General features: G+C 72.2%; 13 protein-coding genes and 1 pseudogene. 8 read left to right on the top strand and 6 right to left on the bottom strand.

Going from position 1 to position 17,236, the window contains the following annotated elements; translation table 11 throughout:
* Positions 1-170, bottom strand: a pseudogene (locus ACWCQM_RS27470) (xylose isomerase); the annotation flags it as partial.
* Between the two features lie 220 nt (positions 171-390).
* On the opposite strand from ACWCQM_RS27470, the gene xylB reads away from it, so the two are divergent.
* The 8 genes from xylB (at position 391) to ACWCQM_RS27430 (ending at position 10,710) form a co-directional block, all read left to right on the top strand.
* Complete coding sequence (xylB, locus tag ACWCQM_RS27465; protein ID WP_450917787.1) at positions 391-1,878, top strand: xylulokinase; 1,488 nt, start codon at positions 391-393, stop codon at positions 1,876-1,878.
* A 71-nt stretch (positions 1,879-1,949) separates the two neighbouring features.
* On the top strand, positions 1,950-3,236 hold the full coding sequence (locus ACWCQM_RS27460) for a VWA domain-containing protein (RefSeq protein ID WP_450917786.1): 1,287 nt from the start codon (positions 1,950-1,952) through the stop codon (positions 3,234-3,236).
* On the top strand, positions 3,236-4,081 hold the full coding sequence (locus ACWCQM_RS27455) for a hypothetical protein (RefSeq protein WP_450917785.1): 846 nt from the start codon (positions 3,236-3,238) through the stop codon (positions 4,079-4,081). Before ACWCQM_RS27460 ends, ACWCQM_RS27455 begins: the two co-directional genes overlap by 1 nt.
* Before the next feature lie 159 nt (positions 4,082-4,240).
* Positions 4,241-5,608 carry a cytochrome P450 gene (locus ACWCQM_RS27450; protein ID WP_450917784.1) on the top strand — a complete coding sequence of 456 codons (1,368 nt, stop codon included), beginning with the start codon at positions 4,241-4,243 and terminating at the stop codon, positions 5,606-5,608.
* A 97-nt stretch (positions 5,609-5,705) separates the two neighbouring features.
* A complete protein-coding gene (locus tag ACWCQM_RS27445; RefSeq protein ID WP_450917783.1) occupies positions 5,706-7,598 on the top strand; it encodes an ABC transporter ATP-binding protein in 1,893 nt (630 codons plus the stop codon).
* 108 nt (positions 7,599-7,706) lie between these two features.
* Positions 7,707-8,174 carry a DUF4334 domain-containing protein gene (locus ACWCQM_RS27440; RefSeq protein ID WP_450917782.1) on the top strand — a complete coding sequence of 156 codons (468 nt, stop codon included), beginning with the start codon at positions 7,707-7,709 and terminating at the stop codon, positions 8,172-8,174.
* Positions 8,175-8,213: 39 nt separating this feature from the next.
* A complete protein-coding gene (locus ACWCQM_RS27435) occupies positions 8,214-9,311 on the top strand; it encodes a zinc-binding dehydrogenase (protein WP_450917781.1) in 1,098 nt (365 codons plus the stop codon).
* Between the two features lie 208 nt (positions 9,312-9,519).
* On the top strand, positions 9,520-10,710 hold the full coding sequence (locus ACWCQM_RS27430) for a low temperature requirement protein A (RefSeq protein ID WP_450917780.1): 1,191 nt from the start codon (positions 9,520-9,522) through the stop codon (positions 10,708-10,710).
* A 28-nt stretch (positions 10,711-10,738) separates the two neighbouring features.
* Here ACWCQM_RS27430 and ACWCQM_RS27425 read toward each other — a convergent pair whose 3' ends face one another.
* The 5 genes from ACWCQM_RS27425 to ACWCQM_RS27405 all read right to left on the bottom strand — a co-directional run bounded on the left by ACWCQM_RS27425 (position 10,739) and on the right by ACWCQM_RS27405 (position 17,190).
* Positions 10,739-11,344, bottom strand: coding sequence for a maleylpyruvate isomerase family mycothiol-dependent enzyme (locus ACWCQM_RS27425; protein ID WP_450917795.1), 606 nt, complete (start codon positions 11,342-11,344; stop codon positions 10,739-10,741).
* A gap of 258 nt (positions 11,345-11,602) precedes the next feature.
* Positions 11,603-12,586 (bottom strand): ABC transporter substrate-binding protein, encoded by a 984-nt coding sequence (locus tag ACWCQM_RS27420; protein ID WP_450917779.1) that lies wholly within the window; start codon positions 12,584-12,586, stop codon positions 11,603-11,605.
* Between the two features lies 1 nt (position 12,587).
* A complete protein-coding gene (locus ACWCQM_RS27415) occupies positions 12,588-14,570 on the bottom strand; it encodes an ABC transporter permease (RefSeq protein ID WP_450917778.1) in 1,983 nt (660 codons plus the stop codon).
* Positions 14,570-15,622, bottom strand: coding sequence for a quaternary amine ABC transporter ATP-binding protein (locus ACWCQM_RS27410; protein ID WP_450917777.1), 1,053 nt, complete (start codon positions 15,620-15,622; stop codon positions 14,570-14,572). The genes ACWCQM_RS27415 and ACWCQM_RS27410 overlap by 1 nt, the downstream gene beginning before the upstream one ends.
* Complete coding sequence (locus tag ACWCQM_RS27405; RefSeq protein ID WP_450917776.1) at positions 15,619-17,190, bottom strand: GMC family oxidoreductase; 1,572 nt, start codon at positions 17,188-17,190, stop codon at positions 15,619-15,621. The genes ACWCQM_RS27410 and ACWCQM_RS27405 overlap by 4 nt, the downstream gene beginning before the upstream one ends.
* Positions 17,191-17,236 lie beyond the last annotated feature (46 nt).

Here is a 17,236-nt window from a genome sequence, read left to right as displayed (position 1 = left end):
TCATGGAACGTCACCCCGTGCGCCCCCAGCTCCGCGAGCCGCTCCACCGACTCGACCGGGTCCAGGGCGGGACGCGTCGCGTCACCGAACGGGTCATTGCCACGCCAGCCCACGGTCCACAGACCGAAGGTGAACCTGTCCGAAGGAGTGGGGGTGAAGCGTTCCGTCATGGTGTGTCCGCCTTCGCCTGCCTGGGGTCCGGAGTCGTCGTCAGCCCCCGGGCCTATTTGTTCACTGACATGATTAATTATGCACACGGCACCGTGCGGGCGTAACCCCCCGGACGACGAAACGGGGGGCGCCTCTGTTCCGGACGCCGTCGATCACGTAATTTGTTTGTCGCACTCCCAAAACCAGCACCACCGGAAACCGCACGAGAAGAGGTAGCCCATGCCGCCGCGTACCGTCGTCATCGGCGTGGACAGCTCCACCCAGTCCACCAAGGCTGCAGTCACCGACACCGAGACCGGTGAGCTGCTCGCCGTCGGCCGCGCCCCGCACGTCGTCACCGGCGAGGGCGGTGCGCGCGAGACCGACCCCGAGGTCTGGTGGCGGGCGCTGTGCGACGCCGTCGCGGCCGGGCTCAAGGAGTCCGGGCTCTCCGCGTCCTCCGTCGTCGGCATCGCCGTCGCGGGTCAGCAGCACGGCCTCGTGGTCCTGGACAGGTCCGGCCGGCCGCTGCGGCCCTCGCTCCTGTGGAACGACACCCGCTCCGCGCCGCAGGCTGCCGCGCTCGTCGCCGAGCTGGGCGGCCCCGAGGCCTGGACGGCGCGCACCGGCACGGTGCCCGTGGCGTCCATGACGGCGACGAAGTGGCGGTGGCTGCGGGAGAACGACCCGGCGGCAGCCGAGGCGACCGTGTCCGTGCGGCTGCCCCACGACTTCCTCACCGAGCGGCTCGCGGGCGTCGCGGCGACCGACCCGGGCGACGCGTCGGGCACCTGCTGGTACTCGACCGCGACGGGCGCGTACGACCCGGAACTCCTGGACCGCCTCGGCCTCGACGTCTCGATGCTGCCGGAGGTCGCCGCCACCGGTGGCACCCGCGTCGGTTCCCTGACCGCCGCCGCGGCCGAAGCGCTCGGCCTGCCGGCCGGGATCGCCGTCGCGGCGGGCACCGGGGACAACATGAGCGCCGCCGTGGGCCTCGGCCTGGGCGGGGCGGGGCTGCTGGACCACCCCGTGCTGAGCCTCGGCACCTCCGGCACCGTCTTCGCCGCGTCGGGGACCCGCCCGGCCTCCACCTCGCTCTCCGGTTTCGCCGCGGCCGACGGTACGTACCTCCCGCTGGCCTGCACCCTCAACTGCACCCTGGCCGTCGACAAGGTGGCCGCACTGCTCGGCCTCCACCGCGACGACGCGACACCCGGCGGCGAGGCGGTCCTCCTCCCGTACCTCGACGGCGAGCGCACCCCGGACCTGCCCACCTCGTCCGGGCTCCTCACCGGACTGCGCCACGACACCACTCCGCAGCAGCTTCTGGGCGCGGCGTACGAGGGCGCGGCGTTCACCGTGCTGCGGGCGCTCGACGAACTGCTGCGGGCCTGCGGGCTCGACCCCGCCGATCCCGATGTCGCCGGCCGGCCGCTGCGGCTGATCGGCGGCGGCGCCCAGGGCCGCACCTGGGTGGAGACCGTGCGCCGCCTCTCCGGCCGGCCCCTCATCGTGCCCGGCAGCGGTGAACTCGTCGCGCTCGGCGCGGCGGCGCTGGCCGCGTCCGCGGCGGGCGGCGGTGATCCCGTCGCCATCGCGACCCGCTGGAACAAGCGGGCCGACAACGCCGACGCCGAACACCCGGCCGTGGAGCGGGACACCGAGACGTGGGAGCGCGTCGGTTCGGTACTCGACAGGGCCGCGCAGCCGCTGCTCGGCGGCTGAACGGCGGCCCCTGAATCGCCTCCCCCGGAGCGGTTTTGGGGGTGATCGCCGATCTTCAATAGGATCCGGCGATGATCATAAGAACACGGCTGACGGCCGGGGTGTGCGTTCTGCTCGCCACCCTGGCCGCCGGGCTCGGCACCGCCGTCCCGGCTTCCGCCGACGAACCCTCCACAGCCCCGTCACCCAAGGTCGAGCTGGTCCTCGACGTCAGCGGTTCCATGCGTGCCCGCGACATCGACGGCCAGTCCCGGATATCCGCAGCCAAGCAGGCGTTCAACGACGTCCTGGACGCGGTGCCCGAAGAGGTCGAGCTCGGCATCCGTACGCTCGGCGCGGACTACGCGGGCGACGACCGCAAGGTCGGCTGCAAGGACACCGCGCAGCTCTACCCGGTCGGCCCGCTCGACCGCACCGAGGCGAAGACCGCCGTCGCCACCCTGACGCCGACCGGCTGGACCCCGATCGGTCCCGCCCTGCTCGGTGCGGCCGACGACCTCGAAGGCGGGGACGCGACCCGGCGCATCGTCCTGATCACCGACGGCGAGGACACCTGCGGACCGCTCGACCCGTGCGAGGTCGCGCGTGAGATCGCGGCGCGGGGAATCCATCTGGTCATCGACACGCTCGGCCTCGTGCCCGACGCCAAGATCCGGCAGCAGCTGACCTGCATCGCCGAGGCCACCGGCGGCACCTACACCGCCGTCCAGCACACCGACGAACTCTCCGGCCGCGTCAAGCAGTTGGTCGACCGTGCCGCCGAGCCCGTCATCACCCCGGTGGCGACCGAGGGCGCGGGCAGCTGCTCCGCGGCCCCGCAGCTGAAGGCCGGGCTCTACACCGACCGCCAGGAGATCGGGAAGCACCGCTGGTACCGGGTCGACGTGCTGCCCGGCCAGGAGCTGCGCGCCTCGGTCAGCGTGGCCGCGGACCGTGCCGTGAACGACGACTACGGGGTGCTGCTGCGCGCGGTCACCACGCACGGCCGTGAGATCGTCCGGGGCGCGGAGTCCGGCACCGGGCGTACGGACGCGATCTCTACCGGGCTGCGCTATCCGAAGCCCGAGCAGGAGGACGCCGACGTCTCCGACGAGGATCTGAAGCCCGCCGCCGAGTCCGTCTGCCTCCAGCTCTCCAACTCCTTCTCGGCGCCCTCGTCCGTGAAGACCACCCCGGGCATGCCCGTCGAGCTCACCATCGACCTGGTCGGGGGCCCCGACGACGCGTCCGACGTCGCCGCGTTCGGCCTGGGCCGCGGCTGGTGGCTGCTGGGCGTCATGATGCTCACCGGACTGATCGCCGGCCTGCTGTTCGGCTGGATCTCGCGCTGGCGCGTTGCGGTCTGGAGGACCAACTGATGCGTACCCCTCGCAGGAACCGGCTGGGGCGCGCCTGTGCCGGCGTGCTGCTGGCGGGAGCCACCCTGTTCACCTCGGCGGGCGCCGCCGTCGCCGACGACCCGTCAGCGAGCGCGAGCCCGGCGGACGGGGAGTCCTCCGGCCCCACGGAGGCGGGCACCACCTTCCGTACGGCGACCCCTGTCCAGCAGGAGCAGACCGCCACGGCGGACGCCTCCACGGGTGACTACCTGTACTGGTCCTTCCCCGCCGACGCCGGCCAGCGGCCCACCGTCCGGACGAAGGTGAGCCTGCCCGAGAGCGCCACCCGGCACGGGGCGTCGACCTGGCAGGTCGACGTGTACGACGGGCTGCGCCGCCGTCAGGCCTGCATGTACGGCCACCAGACCAGGAAGGCGGCACCGGACGCGGGCACCGTCGAGCTGTCCTGTGTGCTGCGGACGGTGCGCGCCTGGTCGGAGCCGTGGGCGTCCGATCCGCTGCCCGGGAGTTACTACGTACGCCTGACCGTGGTCGGTCTGGCCGAGGAGGACCTGGGCCTCCCGGTGCACGTCGAGACGGAGATCACCTCCACCGGGCAGGGCGGCGCTCACGACGTCGGCGGCCACCTCGCCGAACCGCTGGTGCCGGGGGTGTCCCTGGCCTCGGCGCAGCGGGACGACGCCACGGGGCAGGACCGCGTGGCCCTCGCCGGCGAGCCCGAGGACGGCTGGTCCTCCGGCTGGTGGACGGACCGCTGGCTGTGGACCATGGGCGGCGGCGTACTGGCCGCGCTGGCGGCGGTGTTCGGCTACGGCCTGACCCGTGGCTCCGGCCGCCCCTCCCGGGTGCCGCCGGGCGTCTGAACCGCGCGATCCCCCGGCCCGAGGGCCGCAGACCACCGGTCTGCGGCCCTCGGCCGTACCCGGTCCCGCCGCACACAAAGGCGTTGTCGAACTCCTGGCCGACGGGCATTAGGCTCGACAACTCACTTGCTCCGTACGGCAGATGACAGGAGTTCCCTCATGTCCACGGAAACCGGTGCGGCCCCCGACACCGAGCCGCGCGGCCACCGGCCCGTCCAGGGGCCGAGGGGGCTCCCCTTGCTCGGCAGCCTGCCGCAGTTCGGCAAGGACCCTCTCGCCTTCTTCGAGCGGCTGCGCGGATACGGGGACATGGTCCGCTGGCGCTTCGGCCGCAACGAGTGCGTCTTCATCGCGGATCCCGAGTACATCGGCGAACTGCTCACCGAGACGGAGCGCACCTTCGACCAGCCGCTGCTGGGTATCGCGTTCCGCACGGTGATGGGCAACGGTGTCGTGGTCGCGCGTGGCCCGGACTGGCGGCGCAAGCGGTCGCTGGTGCAGCCCTCGGTGCGGCCCAAGCAGGTGAAGTCGTACGCCTCCACGATGACGGCCTGCACGGTGGAGCTGGCGGACACCTGGTCCGGCGGTGAACGCGTGGACATCAAGCGGGTGATGGCGGCCCTGACGCAGAAGATCGCGGTCCGCACGATCTTCGGGGTGGACACACCGGCCGACGCGGAGTCGATGGGCCGGGCCATGGACATCGCCCAGCAGGAGATCGGCAAGGAGTTCAGCGGTCTGGGCGCCGTCCTGCCGGACTGGGTCCCGACACCCGGCCGGGCCCGGATCAAGAAAGCCGCCGCCGTGATCGACGCCGAGGTCGGGCGCGTGGTGGCCCGGCACCGCGACGGGGACGGGGAGCGGCCCGATCTGCTGAGCCGGCTGCTCACCGCCGTCGACGAGACCGGAGCGCAGCTCTCGGACAAGGAGATCCGCGACGAGACGGTCACGCTCTACATCGGCGGTCACGAGACGACCAGTTCGACGCTGGTCTGGGCCTGGTATCTGCTGTCCCGCACCCCGCACGCCCGGGAGGCACTGGCCGAGGAGCTGGACCGGGTGCTCGGCGACCGGGAGCCCGGGATCGACGACTACGCCCGGCTGACCTACGCGCAGGCGGTGGTGAAGGAGACCCTGCGGCTGTACCCGACGATCTGGCTGGTCACCGGAATCGCCAAGGAGGGGGCGAGCATCGGTGGCGTACCGATGCCGGAGGGCACGCGGGTGTGGAGCAGCCAGTGGGCCACGCACCGCGACGAGCGGTGGTTCCCGGAGCCGGAGGCGTTCCGCCCGGAGCGGTGGGACGCGGAGGAGGGGGACGAGATCCCCGAGTACGCCTGGTATCCGTTCGGCGGCGGGCCCCGGGTCTGCCTCGGTACGCGCTTCGCGATGGTCGAGGCGGTGCTGATCCTCGCCGTACTGGCGCGGCGCTTCGAGCTGGACGTGGATCCGGGCACCATCGGTCCCGTGCCGACGCTGACGCTGCAGCCCGACCGGGAGGTCCTGGCGACCGTACGGGCGCGCTGAGCGCACGGTCGGGTGACAGCGGTGGGGAACACTTGACCTCAAGTTTGCTTGAGGTCCTAGCGTTCCGTGCGTACCCACCGCTCCTGGAGGCACCCGCATGGACATGGAAGTCACCGCGTGGCATTCGCTGCACAGCACGATGAACGCGCAGGAGGACCGCAGGCCCTTCTCCCGGGCCACCCTGCGCCGCATCGGTGAGTTCGCCCGGCCGCACCGGGCCCGGATCGGCCGGTTCCTGCTGCTGAGCATGGTCACCGCCCTGCTGGCCGTGGCGACTCCGGTGCTGGCGGGGCGGGTGGTCGACGCGATCGTGCGGGGCGACGACGCCGGCACGGTCGCCGGGATCGCCCTGCTCATCGCGCTGATCGCCGTGGCGGAGGCGGGGCTCGGGCTCCTCACCAGATGGCTGTCGGCCACGCTCGGCGAGGGGCTGATCCTCGATCTGCGCACCACCGTCTTCGACCATGTCCAGCGGATGCCGGTCGCCTTCTTCACCCGCACCAGGACCGGCGCGCTGGTCAGCCGCCTCAACAACGATGTGATCGGCGCCCAGCGGGCGTTCAGCAACACCCTCTCCGGGGTGGTCTCCAATCTCGTCACCCTGCTGCTGACGCTGGCCGTGATGCTCACCATCTCGTGGCAGATCACCCTGCTCGCCCTCGTGCTGCTGCCGGTGTTCGTCGTCCCGGCCCGCCGGATGGGCTCACGGATGGCGGGGCTCCAGCGGGAGGCGGCGGCGCACAACGCCACGATGGGCACCCGGATGACCGAGCGCTTCTCAGCCCCGGGCGCGACGCTCGTCAAGCTCTTCGGGCGCCCCGCCGACGAGTCCGCCGAGTTCGCCGCCCGAGCGGCCCGGGTCCGCGACATCGGTGTCCGTACGGCGATGCTCCAGTCCACCTTCGTCACGGCGCTCACCCTGGTGTCGGCGCTCGCCCTCGCCCTGGTCTACGGCCTGGGCGGGTACTACGCGCTGCGCGGCAGCCTGGAGCCGGGTGCGGTCGTCGCCCTGGCCCTGCTCCTCACCCGGCTCTACGCCCCGCTGACGGCCCTGGCCGGCGCCCGGGTCGAGGTGATGAGCGCCCTGGTCAGCTTCGAGCGGGTCTTCGAGATCCTCGACCTGAAGCCGCTGATCGCGGAGAAGCCGGACGCCCGCGAGGTACCGGAGGGACCGGTGTCCGTCGAGTTCGACGGGGTGTCCTTCGGCTATCCCTCCGCCGACAAGGTCTCCCTCGCCTCACTCGAAGAGGTCGCCACGCTCGACGCGGGCGGCGGCACGCAGGTGCTGCACGACGTCTCGTTCACCGCGGAGCCCGGCCGGATGATCGCTCTCGTGGGCTCCTCGGGAGCGGGCAAGTCGACGATCGCACAGCTCCTCCCCCGGCTGTACGACGCCGACTCCGGCACCGTACGGCTGGGCGGGGTCGACGTACGCGATCTGACGGCCGACTCCATCAGGGCGACACTCGGCATGGTCACCCAGGACGGGCACCTCTTCCACGAGTCGGTGCGCGCCAATCTGCTGCTCGCCCGGCCCGGGGCCACCGAGGAGGAGATCTGGGACGCGCTGCGCCGGTCCCGCCTGGACGGCCTGGTGGCGTCGCTGCCCGAGGGGCTGGACACGGTGGTCGGCGAGCGCGGCTACCGCCTCTCCGGTGGCGAGCGCCAACGGCTCACCATCGCCCGCCTGCTGCTGGCCCGTCAGCGGGTGGTGATCCTGGACGAGGCGACCGCGCACCTGGACTCCACGTCGGAGGCCGCCGTGCAGGAGGCGCTGACCGAGGCCCTGGAGGGCCGCACGGCCGTGGTGATCGCCCACCGGCTGTCCACCGTGCGGGCGGCCGATCTGATCCTGGTCGTCGAGGACGGGAGGGTGGTCGAACGGGGCACGCACGACGAGCTGTTGGCCATCGGCGGGCGCTACGAGGAGCTGCACCGGACCCAGTTCGAGCGGCCCGCCCCCCAGGAGGCGGCCCGGCCCCTCGGCTGACCGGCTCCGGCCGGGGACCGCCGGCCGTCCCCTGCCCGCCCTCTGGCCTTGCACGAAACAGTGATACATACTGCGGATGCTTGTTTCACGCTGCTGAGGAGGAAGCCGATGGGCATCGATGAAGCGCGAACCCTGTTCGCCGTCCTGCGCGCCAAGGAATCCGCCGTCCCGGTCGAGGAACTCGAAGCCGTCTGGGCCGTGTTGCCGACCGTCCGTGTCGAGGAGATCCTCGGTGAGTGGCGGGGCGGCGAGTTCGACACCGGGCACCCGCTCAACGGGTTCCTGCAGAAGGCGGGTTGGTACGGCAAGACGTTCGTCTCCGCCGCCGACGCCAAGCCGCTGATCGTGCGCGGCGAGGACGGCACGCTGTACAGCGACACCGAACTGGGCAAGGGCGAGGCCAGCCTGTGGATGATCGAGTTCCGGGGGGAGTCGACGGCCACCATGGTCTACGACGGCCAGCCGGTCTTCGACCACTTCAAGGCGGTCGACGAGCGCACCCTCATGGGAATCATGAACCGCAAGGGCACCGGCCCGGAGGGCCCGTTCTACTACTTCTACCTCGACCGGGTCTGAGCCGGACGGGGCGGCAGGGCCGACGGAGAGGGAGTGGGAGTGAAAGCCGCAGTGGTGGACGCGCTGGGCAGCGGATTCGTCGTGCAGGACGTCGACATCGCGAAGCCGCAGGGCCGCGAGGTGCTGGTGGAGGTGAGGGCGTCCGGTCTCTGCCACACCGATCTCACCTTCGCCACCCACGCGTTCGCGGGCTTTCCGCCGCCCGTGGTCCTGGGCCACGAGCTCGCGGGCGTCGTCGTCGACGTCGGCCCGTACGCGCGCTCCTTCTCCGTCGGGGACCATGTCGTGGGCTGTCTCGTCCAGTGGTGCGGCACCTGCCCGGCGTGCCTCGACGGCAGGGCGTACCAGTGCGCGAACCAGGGGGCCACGCTGCGCGATCCCGCGAAGGACGGCCCCCGGCTCAGCCGCGCGGGCCTGCCCGTCACCCAGGGGATGGGGCTGGGCGCCTTCGCACAGCAGGCCCTCGTCCACGAGAACCAGCTGACCGCGGTCCCCCGCCGGCTGCCGTTCGCGCCGGCCGCCCTCCTGGGGTGCGGGGTGCTGACCGGTGCGGGATCCGTCCTCAACGGCGCGCGTGTCCGGGCGGGTGAGACCGTGGCGGTGATCGGCGCCGGGGGCGTCGGGCTCAACGCGGTCGCGGCGGCGCGGCTCGCGGGGGCCTCCCGCGTCGTCGCGGTCGACGTGCAGGACGGCACCCTGCGGCGGGCGCGCGACTTCGGCGCGACGGACGTGGTCAACTCCGCCGCCGTGGACGCCGTCGCGGCCGTCCGCGAGCTGACCGGGGGCGGGGTGCGGCACGCCTTCGACATCGTCGGTGTGGCGGCGACGGCGGAACAGGCGCTGCGCATGACGGCCCCCGGGGGCGGTGTGTACATCGTCGGCCTGGCGGGCGGCGGAGGAGGAGAGCTGAAGCTGTCGCTGCCCCGGCTGCTGCTGGAGCAGAAGAGCATCCAGGGGCTGATCATGGGATCGGGGAACCCCCGGCGGGACATCCCCCGTTACGCGGACCTGTACCTCCAGGGCCGCCTGAACCTCGACGGCCTCGTCTCCCGGCAGATCGCCCTGGACGGGATCGACGCCGGCTACGCGGCGGCACGGGACCCCGAAGTGGCCCGGGTCGTCATCACGTCCTTCTGAGCCCCGCGCCGCCGCCCTCGTCCCGGGCCGGTACGGCTGTGAGCAGCGGAAACGGGCCTGTCGACGTTGCGCGGACTCCGGGCCCGCTCGTAACGTGACGGTGTCCGCCGAGCCGGCCGGCCTCCGGGACCGGCCGGGGCGGGCGCCCCGCCGTCCTCGGGACCGGCCGGGGCCGCACTGTCCCTCCCACCGCTGAAACCGGGTACGAATGAGTCAGTCACACTCCGCCGTCGGCGCATGGCACCGGCCGATGGTCGCCCGCCTCGCCGGCGAGGAACACCGCACGGCGACGGCGCTGGAGCTGTTCTTCGACCTGTGCTTCGTCACCGCCGTCGCCCAGGCGTCCGCCGCCTTCGAGCACGAGCTCGCCGAGGGGCACATCGGCCACGGGGTCCTCGGCTACGCGATGGTGTTCTTCGCGATCTGGTGGGCCTGGATGAACTTCACCTGGTTCGCCTCCGCCTACGACACGGACGACGTCCCGTACCGGCTCCTGACGCTGGTCCAGATCACCGGTGCGCTCATCCTGGCCGCCGGAGCGGCGGACGCCCTCCAGCACGAGGACTTCACCGTCATCACGTGGGGTTACGTCGTCATGCGGCTCGCCATGGTGACCCAGTGGCTGCGCGCCGCCCGCTCCGACCCCGAACGGCGGCGCTCCTGCGTGCGGTACGCCGTCGGCATCCTGATCGTGCAGGTCGGCTGGGTGGCCCGGCTCGCGCTGCCCGAGGACTGGGGCCTGCCGCTGTTCGCGGTCCTGGTCGTGGCCGAACTCGCCGTACCCGTCTGGGCCGAGAGCGCCGCCATGACCACCTGGCACCCGCACCACATCGCCGAGCGGTACGGTCTGTTCACCCTCATCGTCCTCGGCGAGACCATCACCGCGGCGACCGCGGCCGTCCGTACGGCCCTCGACGGCGAGACGGCGCTCGGCGACATCGCGACCCTGGTCGTCGGCGGAGTACTCACCGTCTTCGCCCTGTGGTGGCTCTACTTCGCGCAGAACGCCCCGCGGCGGCTCGACGGCCTCAGGTCGGCGATCCTCTGGGGTTACGGCCACTACGCCGTCTTCGCCTCGGCCGCCGCGGTCGGCGCCGGGCTGGCGGTCAACGTCGCCCACGCCACCGGTCACGGCCACCTCTCCGACCGGGCGACGGCTGCGGTGTTCACCGTTCCGGTGGCCGTTTTCGTCACCCTGGTGTGGCTGCTCCACCACCGTGGCGCCGAGATCCGCAGCCGGACCGACCTCATCCACCCGGTGGTGGTCCTCGGCGTACTGGCGATGACGTTCACTCCGGTCCCGGTGCTGGCCACCGGCATCCTCGCCGCACTGCTCGTCGCGGCGACGCTCGTCGTGGCGTCGCGGGCGCGGGGCGGGGCGGTTCTGCCGACAGCCTGAGGCGGGGGCCGGACAGCCGGTGGGGGCGTCAGACGGCAGCGGCCAGCGCGGTGACGCCCTCCCCCTCCAGGTCGTCCAGGGCCACCCGCCGACGGGAGACGGCCAGGAGCAGCGAGAGCGCCGGGCCCCGCACCTCCGGGCCCTCACCGACCGACACGTCCGCGTCCGATGCCGTCAGACGGGCGCGCGCCACGAGCTCCTTGGCACCGCCGAAGGAGGCCGGCGTCCGGGCCTGCAGACGCAGCGACCGGACGACGGCCTCCTTCGGGTAGGAACGGGCGAGCCCGAGCGGCCGTCGAATGTCCTCACCGTGCACGATCTCCTCCACGAGCCTGCTGTCGAGGGGCGCCGGCGGGGTGGAGGTGCGCGAAGCCACCCGCCGCAGCCGCTCCAGCGTCTCCCTGGGCGAGGCGCCGCGTTCACGCTCGACACCGCGGGCGTTCTGGCGGTCGAAGTCGAACCGCGCCCGGGCGAGGCCGATCAGGAAGCCCGGGCGGGTCGTCCGGGCCGTGTCGACCAGGTGGGCGACGACGTCGTGCACGGTCCATCCCGCGCAGAGCGAGGGCCCGTCCCACCGCTCGTCGTCGAGTCGTTCGAGATCACCGATGAGCGCCGCACGCTCCGCGTGGACCATCGGCCAGACATCCTTCACGGCTTCCTCCTTCGGCGGACCGCGGCATCTGCCAGGGCAGACTCGGCGCGCCCCGGAAACTCATCGGCCCGTCCGCCTCCGCGACGCTCGCGGTGCCGGCACGAGCATCATGGCGGAGCGGGTCCCGCCGGAGGCCGCACAACGGCGAGGCGCGGCGACGCGTGACCCGGAACGGCGTCGGCCGCCGCAGCTGTGCCGCGGCGGCCGACGGTGGGGCGCGGAGCCTGGCCCCGGCTCAGATCACCTGTCCAGCCACTTCTTCCAGGTGCCGGGGTGCTTCTCGATCCAGCGCCCCGCCGCCTCGTCGGGCGTCAGCCGCTCGGAGGCGATCAGCTCGGAGACCTCGTTCTGGTCCTTCTCCGACCAGTGGAACTTCTTCAGGAACGCGGCGGCGTCACCGCCGCGCTTCGCGAAGCCCGCGTTGAGGTACTTCTGGAGCGGGGTCGTCGGGTACGCGCAGTCGATGTCGGCCGGGTCCTTGGCCGCGCACGCGTCGGAGTACTCGGGGAGCTTCACCTCGACCATCGGCACCTCGTTGAACAGCCACTGCGGCTGGTACCAGTAGCTGAGGAAGGGCTTCTTCTCCTTGGCGAACTGCTGCATCTGGGTGATCTGCGCGGCCTCGGAGCCGGCGAACACGACCTTGTAGTCCAGGCCGAGATTCTTGACCAGGGCCTTGTCGTTGGTGACGTAGGACGGCGAACCGTCCATCAACTGGCCCTTGTCGCCGCTCTCCGGGGTGCGCAGCTCGTCGGCGTACTTGTCGAGGTTCTTCCAGTCCGTGACGTCCGGGTGCTCGTCCGCCCAGTACTTGGGGACGTACCAGCCGATGTGGCCCGTGACGCCGAGGTCGCCCCCGGAGACGATGGTCTTCTTGTCCTGGACGTACAGCTTCTCCTGGTCGGGGTGGCCCCAGTCCTCCAGGATGGCGTCCACCCTGCCCTGGCTGAGTGCGTCCCAGGCGGGTACCTCGTCGGTCTGGACCAGGTCGACGCGGTAGCCGAGTTCGTCCTCCAGGATCTTCTGGGCGACGGCCACATTGGCCTGCGCGCCGACCCAGGACTGCACGGAGAGCGTGACGGTCCTGATGTCCGCGGGCGCCGCGAAGGGGCTCGCCTGCTTGGTCATGTCCGCGGCGCCGCAGCCGGTGACGGCCAGCAGGGCGGCAGCGGATGCGACGATGGCGGACGTACGGAGACGGGCGCGGGTACGGGTGCGAGCCATGTCAGCTCTCCTTCCGCTGGCGGCGGGCGGTGGGCTGGGTGACGCGGTCCAGCATCAGCCCCAGGCAGACGATGGCGGCGCCCGCTACGAGCCCGGTGGCCAGATCGCCCTGGGCCAGGCCGAACACGACGTCGTAGCCGAGCGCCCCGGAGCCGACGAGGCCGCCGATGATGACGACCGCGAGGACCAGCACGACGCCCTGGTTGACGGCGAGCAGCAGGGCGGGCCTGGCCAGCGGGAGCTGGACCTGGCGCAGTTGCTGGCCGGTGGTGGCGCCGAGCGAGCGGGCGCACTCCATCGCGGCGGGGTCGACGCCCCGCAGTCCCTGGGTGGTGATGCGGACGACGGCGGGCAGCGCGTAGACGACCGCCGCGGCGGCGGCGGGGGCTCGGCCGACACCGAAGAGGGCGACGACCGGGATGAGGTAGACGAACTGCGGCATGGTCTGGAAGACGTCCAGGACGGGCCGCAGCAGCCGTTCGAGGCGGCGGCTGCGCGCGGCGCCGATGGCGACGGCGAAGCCCAGGACGAGCGTGACGGCGACGGCGGCGAGGACCTGGCTGAGGGTGTCCATCGACACGTCCCAGACGCCGAGGACCCCGATGGCCGCCATGGCGAGCACGGCGGTGAGCGCGGTGCGCCACGTGCCGATCGTCCAGGCGAGCGCGGCGACGATCAGCAGCACGGACCACCAGGGCAGCCCCTGGAGCCCGTCGCGCAGCGGGTTGAGGATCCAGTTGGTGAAGTGGGCAGCCCAGTCGGCGGTTCCGCCGATGACGGGGATGCCGGTGTAGAGGTGGTCGACCATCCAGTCCTTGGCGGTGTTGACCGGGCCCGCGACGGCGAGGACACCGCCGTCGGGCCAGACGCGGCCGCCGGTGAAGCGGCCCACGACGGCGACGGCCCCGGCGGTCAGGGCGGCGAGGGCCCAGCCGCGCGCCCCGCGCAGGACGGTGGGGCCGGTGGGTTCCGTACCGATCTTCCGGCCGGCCGCCTCAGTCGTACGGTCCAGGACGACGGCGAGCAGCACGATGGGGATGCCCGCGGCGAGCGCGGCTCCGACGTCGACGGAGGAGAGCGCCTGGTACACGCGGTCGCCGAGGCCGCCGGCGCCGATGACGGAGGCGATGACGGCCATGGACAGCGCCATCATGATGGTCTGGTTGAGGCCGAGGAGGAGCTCCTTGCGGGCCAGCGGCAGACGGGCGCTCAGGAGACGCTGCCGGCCGGTCGCGCCGAGCGAGGTGACGGCCTCCATGACGCCCGCGTCGGCGCCGCGCAGTCCGAGCGCGGTGAGCCGGGCCATCGGCGGAGCCGCGTAGACGACGGTCGCGAGGACCGCGCCGGGCACGCCGATGCCGAAGACCAGCACGACGGGCAGCAGATAAGCGAAGGCGGGCAGCACCTGCATGGTGTCCAGGACGGGACGCAGGACGCGGAACGTACGGTCCGAGAGGCCCGCGGCGAGCCCGAGGAGCAGGCCCAGCACCACGGAGGCGAGGACCGCCACGACCATCAGGGCGAGCGTCTGCATCGTCGGTACCCACATGCCGAGCAGTCCGCAGGCCAGGAAGGACAGTCCCGCGGTCAGTGCCAGGCGCCATCCGGCGGTGCGCCAGGCGACGAGCGCGGCGAGGGCGGTGACTCCGGCCCAGCCGAGGGCGAGGAGCGCCAGGTAGACGCCGCGCACGGACAGGACGACGGCGTTGCTGATGTGGCCGAAGAAGTAGAGGAAGAGCGGGTGGCTGTCGCGGTTGCCGATGATCCAGTCGTTGACCTCGTCGAGGGGTCCGCCGAGGTCGACGGTCAGGGCGGAGGGCCAGGCTCCGCCGCCCCAGCGGGCGTGTGCGAGGGGTACGGCGACGGCGGCGATCACCAGCAGCGCCAGGACCTTGCCGAGGGCGGGACGGCCGCGCAGTGCCCCGGACAGGGCGTTCCCCGGGGGGCCGGACGCGGTACCGGTGGCGGCTTGGGCGGTGGCCATCAGACGGTCACCTCACGGACTCCCGCGCCCGCCACCACGTCCAGCAGGCAGGCGTGGTCGACGACGCCGAGCAGCCTGCCGCCGTCCATGACGCGTGCGACCGGCTCGCCGGAGCGGGAGACGGCCTCGATGGCCTCGGAGACGGTGGCACCGGGCCGGAGTGCGGGGCCCTTGTCGGCCTCCCCCGCGGTCGGCGGGCGCATGGCGGTGGCGACGGTGAGGACCTGCTCGCGGGGCACGTCCCTGACGAACTCGCGTACGTAGTCGTCGGCGGGCGAGCCCACGATCTCCTCGGGGGTGCCGAGCTGGACGATCCCGCCGTCACGCATGAGCGCGATGCGGGTGCCCAGGCGGAGTGCCTCGCTGAGGTCGTGGGTGATGAAGACCATGGTGCGGCCCTCCTCGCGGTGCAGCCGTACGACTTCGTCCTGCATCTCCCGCCGGATCAGCGGGTCGAGTGCGCTGAACGGTTCGTCGAAGAGGAGGACGGAGGGGTCAACCGCGAGGGCGCGGGCCAGTCCGACGCGCTGCTGCTGTCCGCCGGAGAGCTGGGCGGGGCGGCGGCCTTCGAGGCCGGCGAGGCCGACCTTCTCCACGAGTTCGGCGGCCCTGGCGCGCCGTTCGGCCCTGCCGAGGCCCTGGATCTCCAGGCCGTAGGCGACGTTGTCGAGCACCGTGCGGTGCGGCAGCAGCCCGAAGTGCTGGAAGACCATGGCGGCGCGGTGGCGGCGCAGTTCGCGCAGCCGGGTGGTGTCCATGCCCAGGACGTCCTCGCCGTCGATGGCGAGGGTGCCGCTGGTGGGTTCGACGAGCCGGGTCAGACAGCGTACGAGGGTGGACTTGCCGGAGCCGGAGAGGCCCATGACGACGAAGACCTCGCCCTTGTGCACGTCGAAGGAGACGTCGCGCACGGCCGCGGTGCAGCCGGTGCGCTCGCGCAGTTCGGCCGGCGGCAGCTCCGCGTGCTCGCTGCCGGGGATGCGGTCGGCCTTGGGCCCGAAGACCTTCCAGAGGTTCCGGACGCTGAACACGGGGGTGCCGGCTTCGCTCATCGGACATCGCCTCCGGTGGTCGGGGTGGTTCGGAGCAGTTCGGCGCACTTCTCGCCCACCATCAGGACACCGATCATGGGGTTCACGGCGGGCATGGACGGGAAGACGGACGCGTCGGCGATGCGGACGCCCTCCAGGCCCTGGATCCGCAGCTGGGGGTCGACGACGGCGTCCGTGTCGCCCACGGCCCCGATGCGGCAGGTTCCTGCGGGGTGGTAGACGGTGTGCGCGACCTTGCGGGCGTACTCGCTGATGTCCTCGTCGGAGGTGACCTCGGGCCCGGGGCACACCTCGCGCTTCAGCCAGTGGGCCAGCGGTTCGGTCTTCGCTATCTCGCGGGCGAGCTTGATGCCGTCGACGAGGGTGCGGCCGTCGTAGTCGTCCTCGTCGGTGAAGTAGCGGAAGTCCAGGGCCGGTTTGGCCTCGGGGTCGGCGCTCGTGAGGTACAGGCGGCCGCGGCTGCGCGGCTTGGGGATGTTCGGGGTCATCGACACACCGTGCTCGGGCTTCTCGTAGCCGAGGCGCTCCGGGTTGTCGGTGAAGGGGATCTGGTAGAAGTGGAACATCAGGTCGGGACCCCGGGATTCAGGGTCCCTGCGCACGAAGAGGCCCGCGTCGGAGTCCATCGCGGAGTTCTCCGGGATGGGCCCGTCGGTCTCCCAGACGATGACGGACTCGGGGTGGTCGAGCAGGTTCTCGCCGACGCCCGGGGCGTCGTGGACGACGGGGATGCCGAGCGCGGTGAGGTCCTTCGCGGGTCCGACGCCGGAGTGCATCAGCAGCCGGGGGGTGTCCACCGCGCCCGCGCAGACGATGACCTCACGGGCGGCGCGCAGGAGGATCTCCTCGCCGTCCTTGGTGCGGACGTGCACTCCGGTGGCCCGGTTGCCGTCGAACTCCAGGCGGTACGCCCATGTCTCCAGCAGGAAGGAGAGGTTGGGGCGGTCACCGGCCTCGATGTGCGGGTGGAGGTAGGCGACGGACGCGGAGGAGCGCTTGTTGTTCTCCGGGTGGTAGGCCAGGTCGAAGAATCCGGCGCCCTCGTGGAAGGGCTTCCTGTTGAAGCTGTCCACGCGCGGGACACCGGCGGCGGCCTGGGCGGCGTCGACGAAGTCGCGGGCTATGGCGTTCCGGTCCTTCTCGTCGACGGGCACGATGTTGTTGCGCAGCCGGGCGAAGTAGGGGTCCATGGCCGCGGCGTCCCAGCCGTCGGCACCGGCCTCGGCCCACTCGTCCCAGTCGCCGGGCAGCGGCTTGAAGCTGATCAGGGTGTTGTGCGAGGAGCAGCCGCCGAGGACCCGGGCGCGGCTGTGCCGGATGTGGGAGTTGCCGCGCGGCTGTTCGGTGGTGGGGTAGTCGTAGTCGAGGTCGCCGCCCAGGAGACCGAGCCAGCGGCGGAGCGTGAGGACGTCCTCGCGGTCGATGTCGCTCGGTCCGCCCTCGATGACGGTGACGGTGACATCGGGGTCCTCGGTGAGCCGGGAGGCGATGACCGAGCCGGCTGTGCCGCCTCCGACGATCACGTAGTCGACGGGTTCGGGGCGTGCGGTGCTGGGGGACGGGGGCATCGGTCACTGCTCCTTCTGCAAGGTGCTTACGTGTGCGTGGTGCTGC

The sequence above is a fragment of the Streptomyces sp. NPDC002125 genome (assembly GCF_053593715.1).
This window is presented reverse-complemented; position numbering and strand designations above follow the sequence as displayed.

What these genes read in the sequence shown, in the direction of transcription:
- xylB (WP_450917787.1), top strand. Translation starts at nt 391, where the DNA reads ATGCCGCCGCGTACCGTCGTCATCGGCGTGGACAGCTCCACCCAGTCC.
- ACWCQM_RS27460 (WP_450917786.1), top strand. Translation starts at nt 1,950, where the DNA reads ATGATCATAAGAACACGGCTGACGGCCGGGGTGTGCGTTCTGCTCGCC.
- ACWCQM_RS27455 (WP_450917785.1), top strand. Translation starts at nt 3,236, where the DNA reads ATGCGTACCCCTCGCAGGAACCGGCTGGGGCGCGCCTGTGCCGGCGTG.
- ACWCQM_RS27450 (WP_450917784.1), top strand. Translation starts at nt 4,241, where the DNA reads ATGTCCACGGAAACCGGTGCGGCCCCCGACACCGAGCCGCGCGGCCAC.
- ACWCQM_RS27445 (WP_450917783.1), top strand. Translation starts at nt 5,706, where the DNA reads ATGGACATGGAAGTCACCGCGTGGCATTCGCTGCACAGCACGATGAAC.
- ACWCQM_RS27440 (WP_450917782.1), top strand. Translation starts at nt 7,707, where the DNA reads ATGGGCATCGATGAAGCGCGAACCCTGTTCGCCGTCCTGCGCGCCAAG.
- ACWCQM_RS27430 (WP_450917780.1), top strand. Translation starts at nt 9,520, where the DNA reads ATGAGTCAGTCACACTCCGCCGTCGGCGCATGGCACCGGCCGATGGTC.
- ACWCQM_RS27425 (WP_450917795.1), bottom strand. Translation starts at nt 11,344, where the DNA reads ATGGTCCACGCGGAGCGTGCGGCGCTCATCGGTGATCTCGAACGACTC.
- ACWCQM_RS27420 (WP_450917779.1), bottom strand. Translation starts at nt 12,586, where the DNA reads ATGGCTCGCACCCGTACCCGCGCCCGTCTCCGTACGTCCGCCATCGTC.
- ACWCQM_RS27415 (WP_450917778.1), bottom strand. Translation starts at nt 14,570, where the DNA reads ATGGCCACCGCCCAAGCCGCCACCGGTACCGCGTCCGGCCCCCCGGGG.
- ACWCQM_RS27410 (WP_450917777.1), bottom strand. Translation starts at nt 15,622, where the DNA reads ATGAGCGAAGCCGGCACCCCCGTGTTCAGCGTCCGGAACCTCTGGAAG.
- ACWCQM_RS27405 (WP_450917776.1), bottom strand. Translation starts at nt 17,190, where the DNA reads ATGCCCCCGTCCCCCAGCACCGCACGCCCCGAACCCGTCGACTACGTG.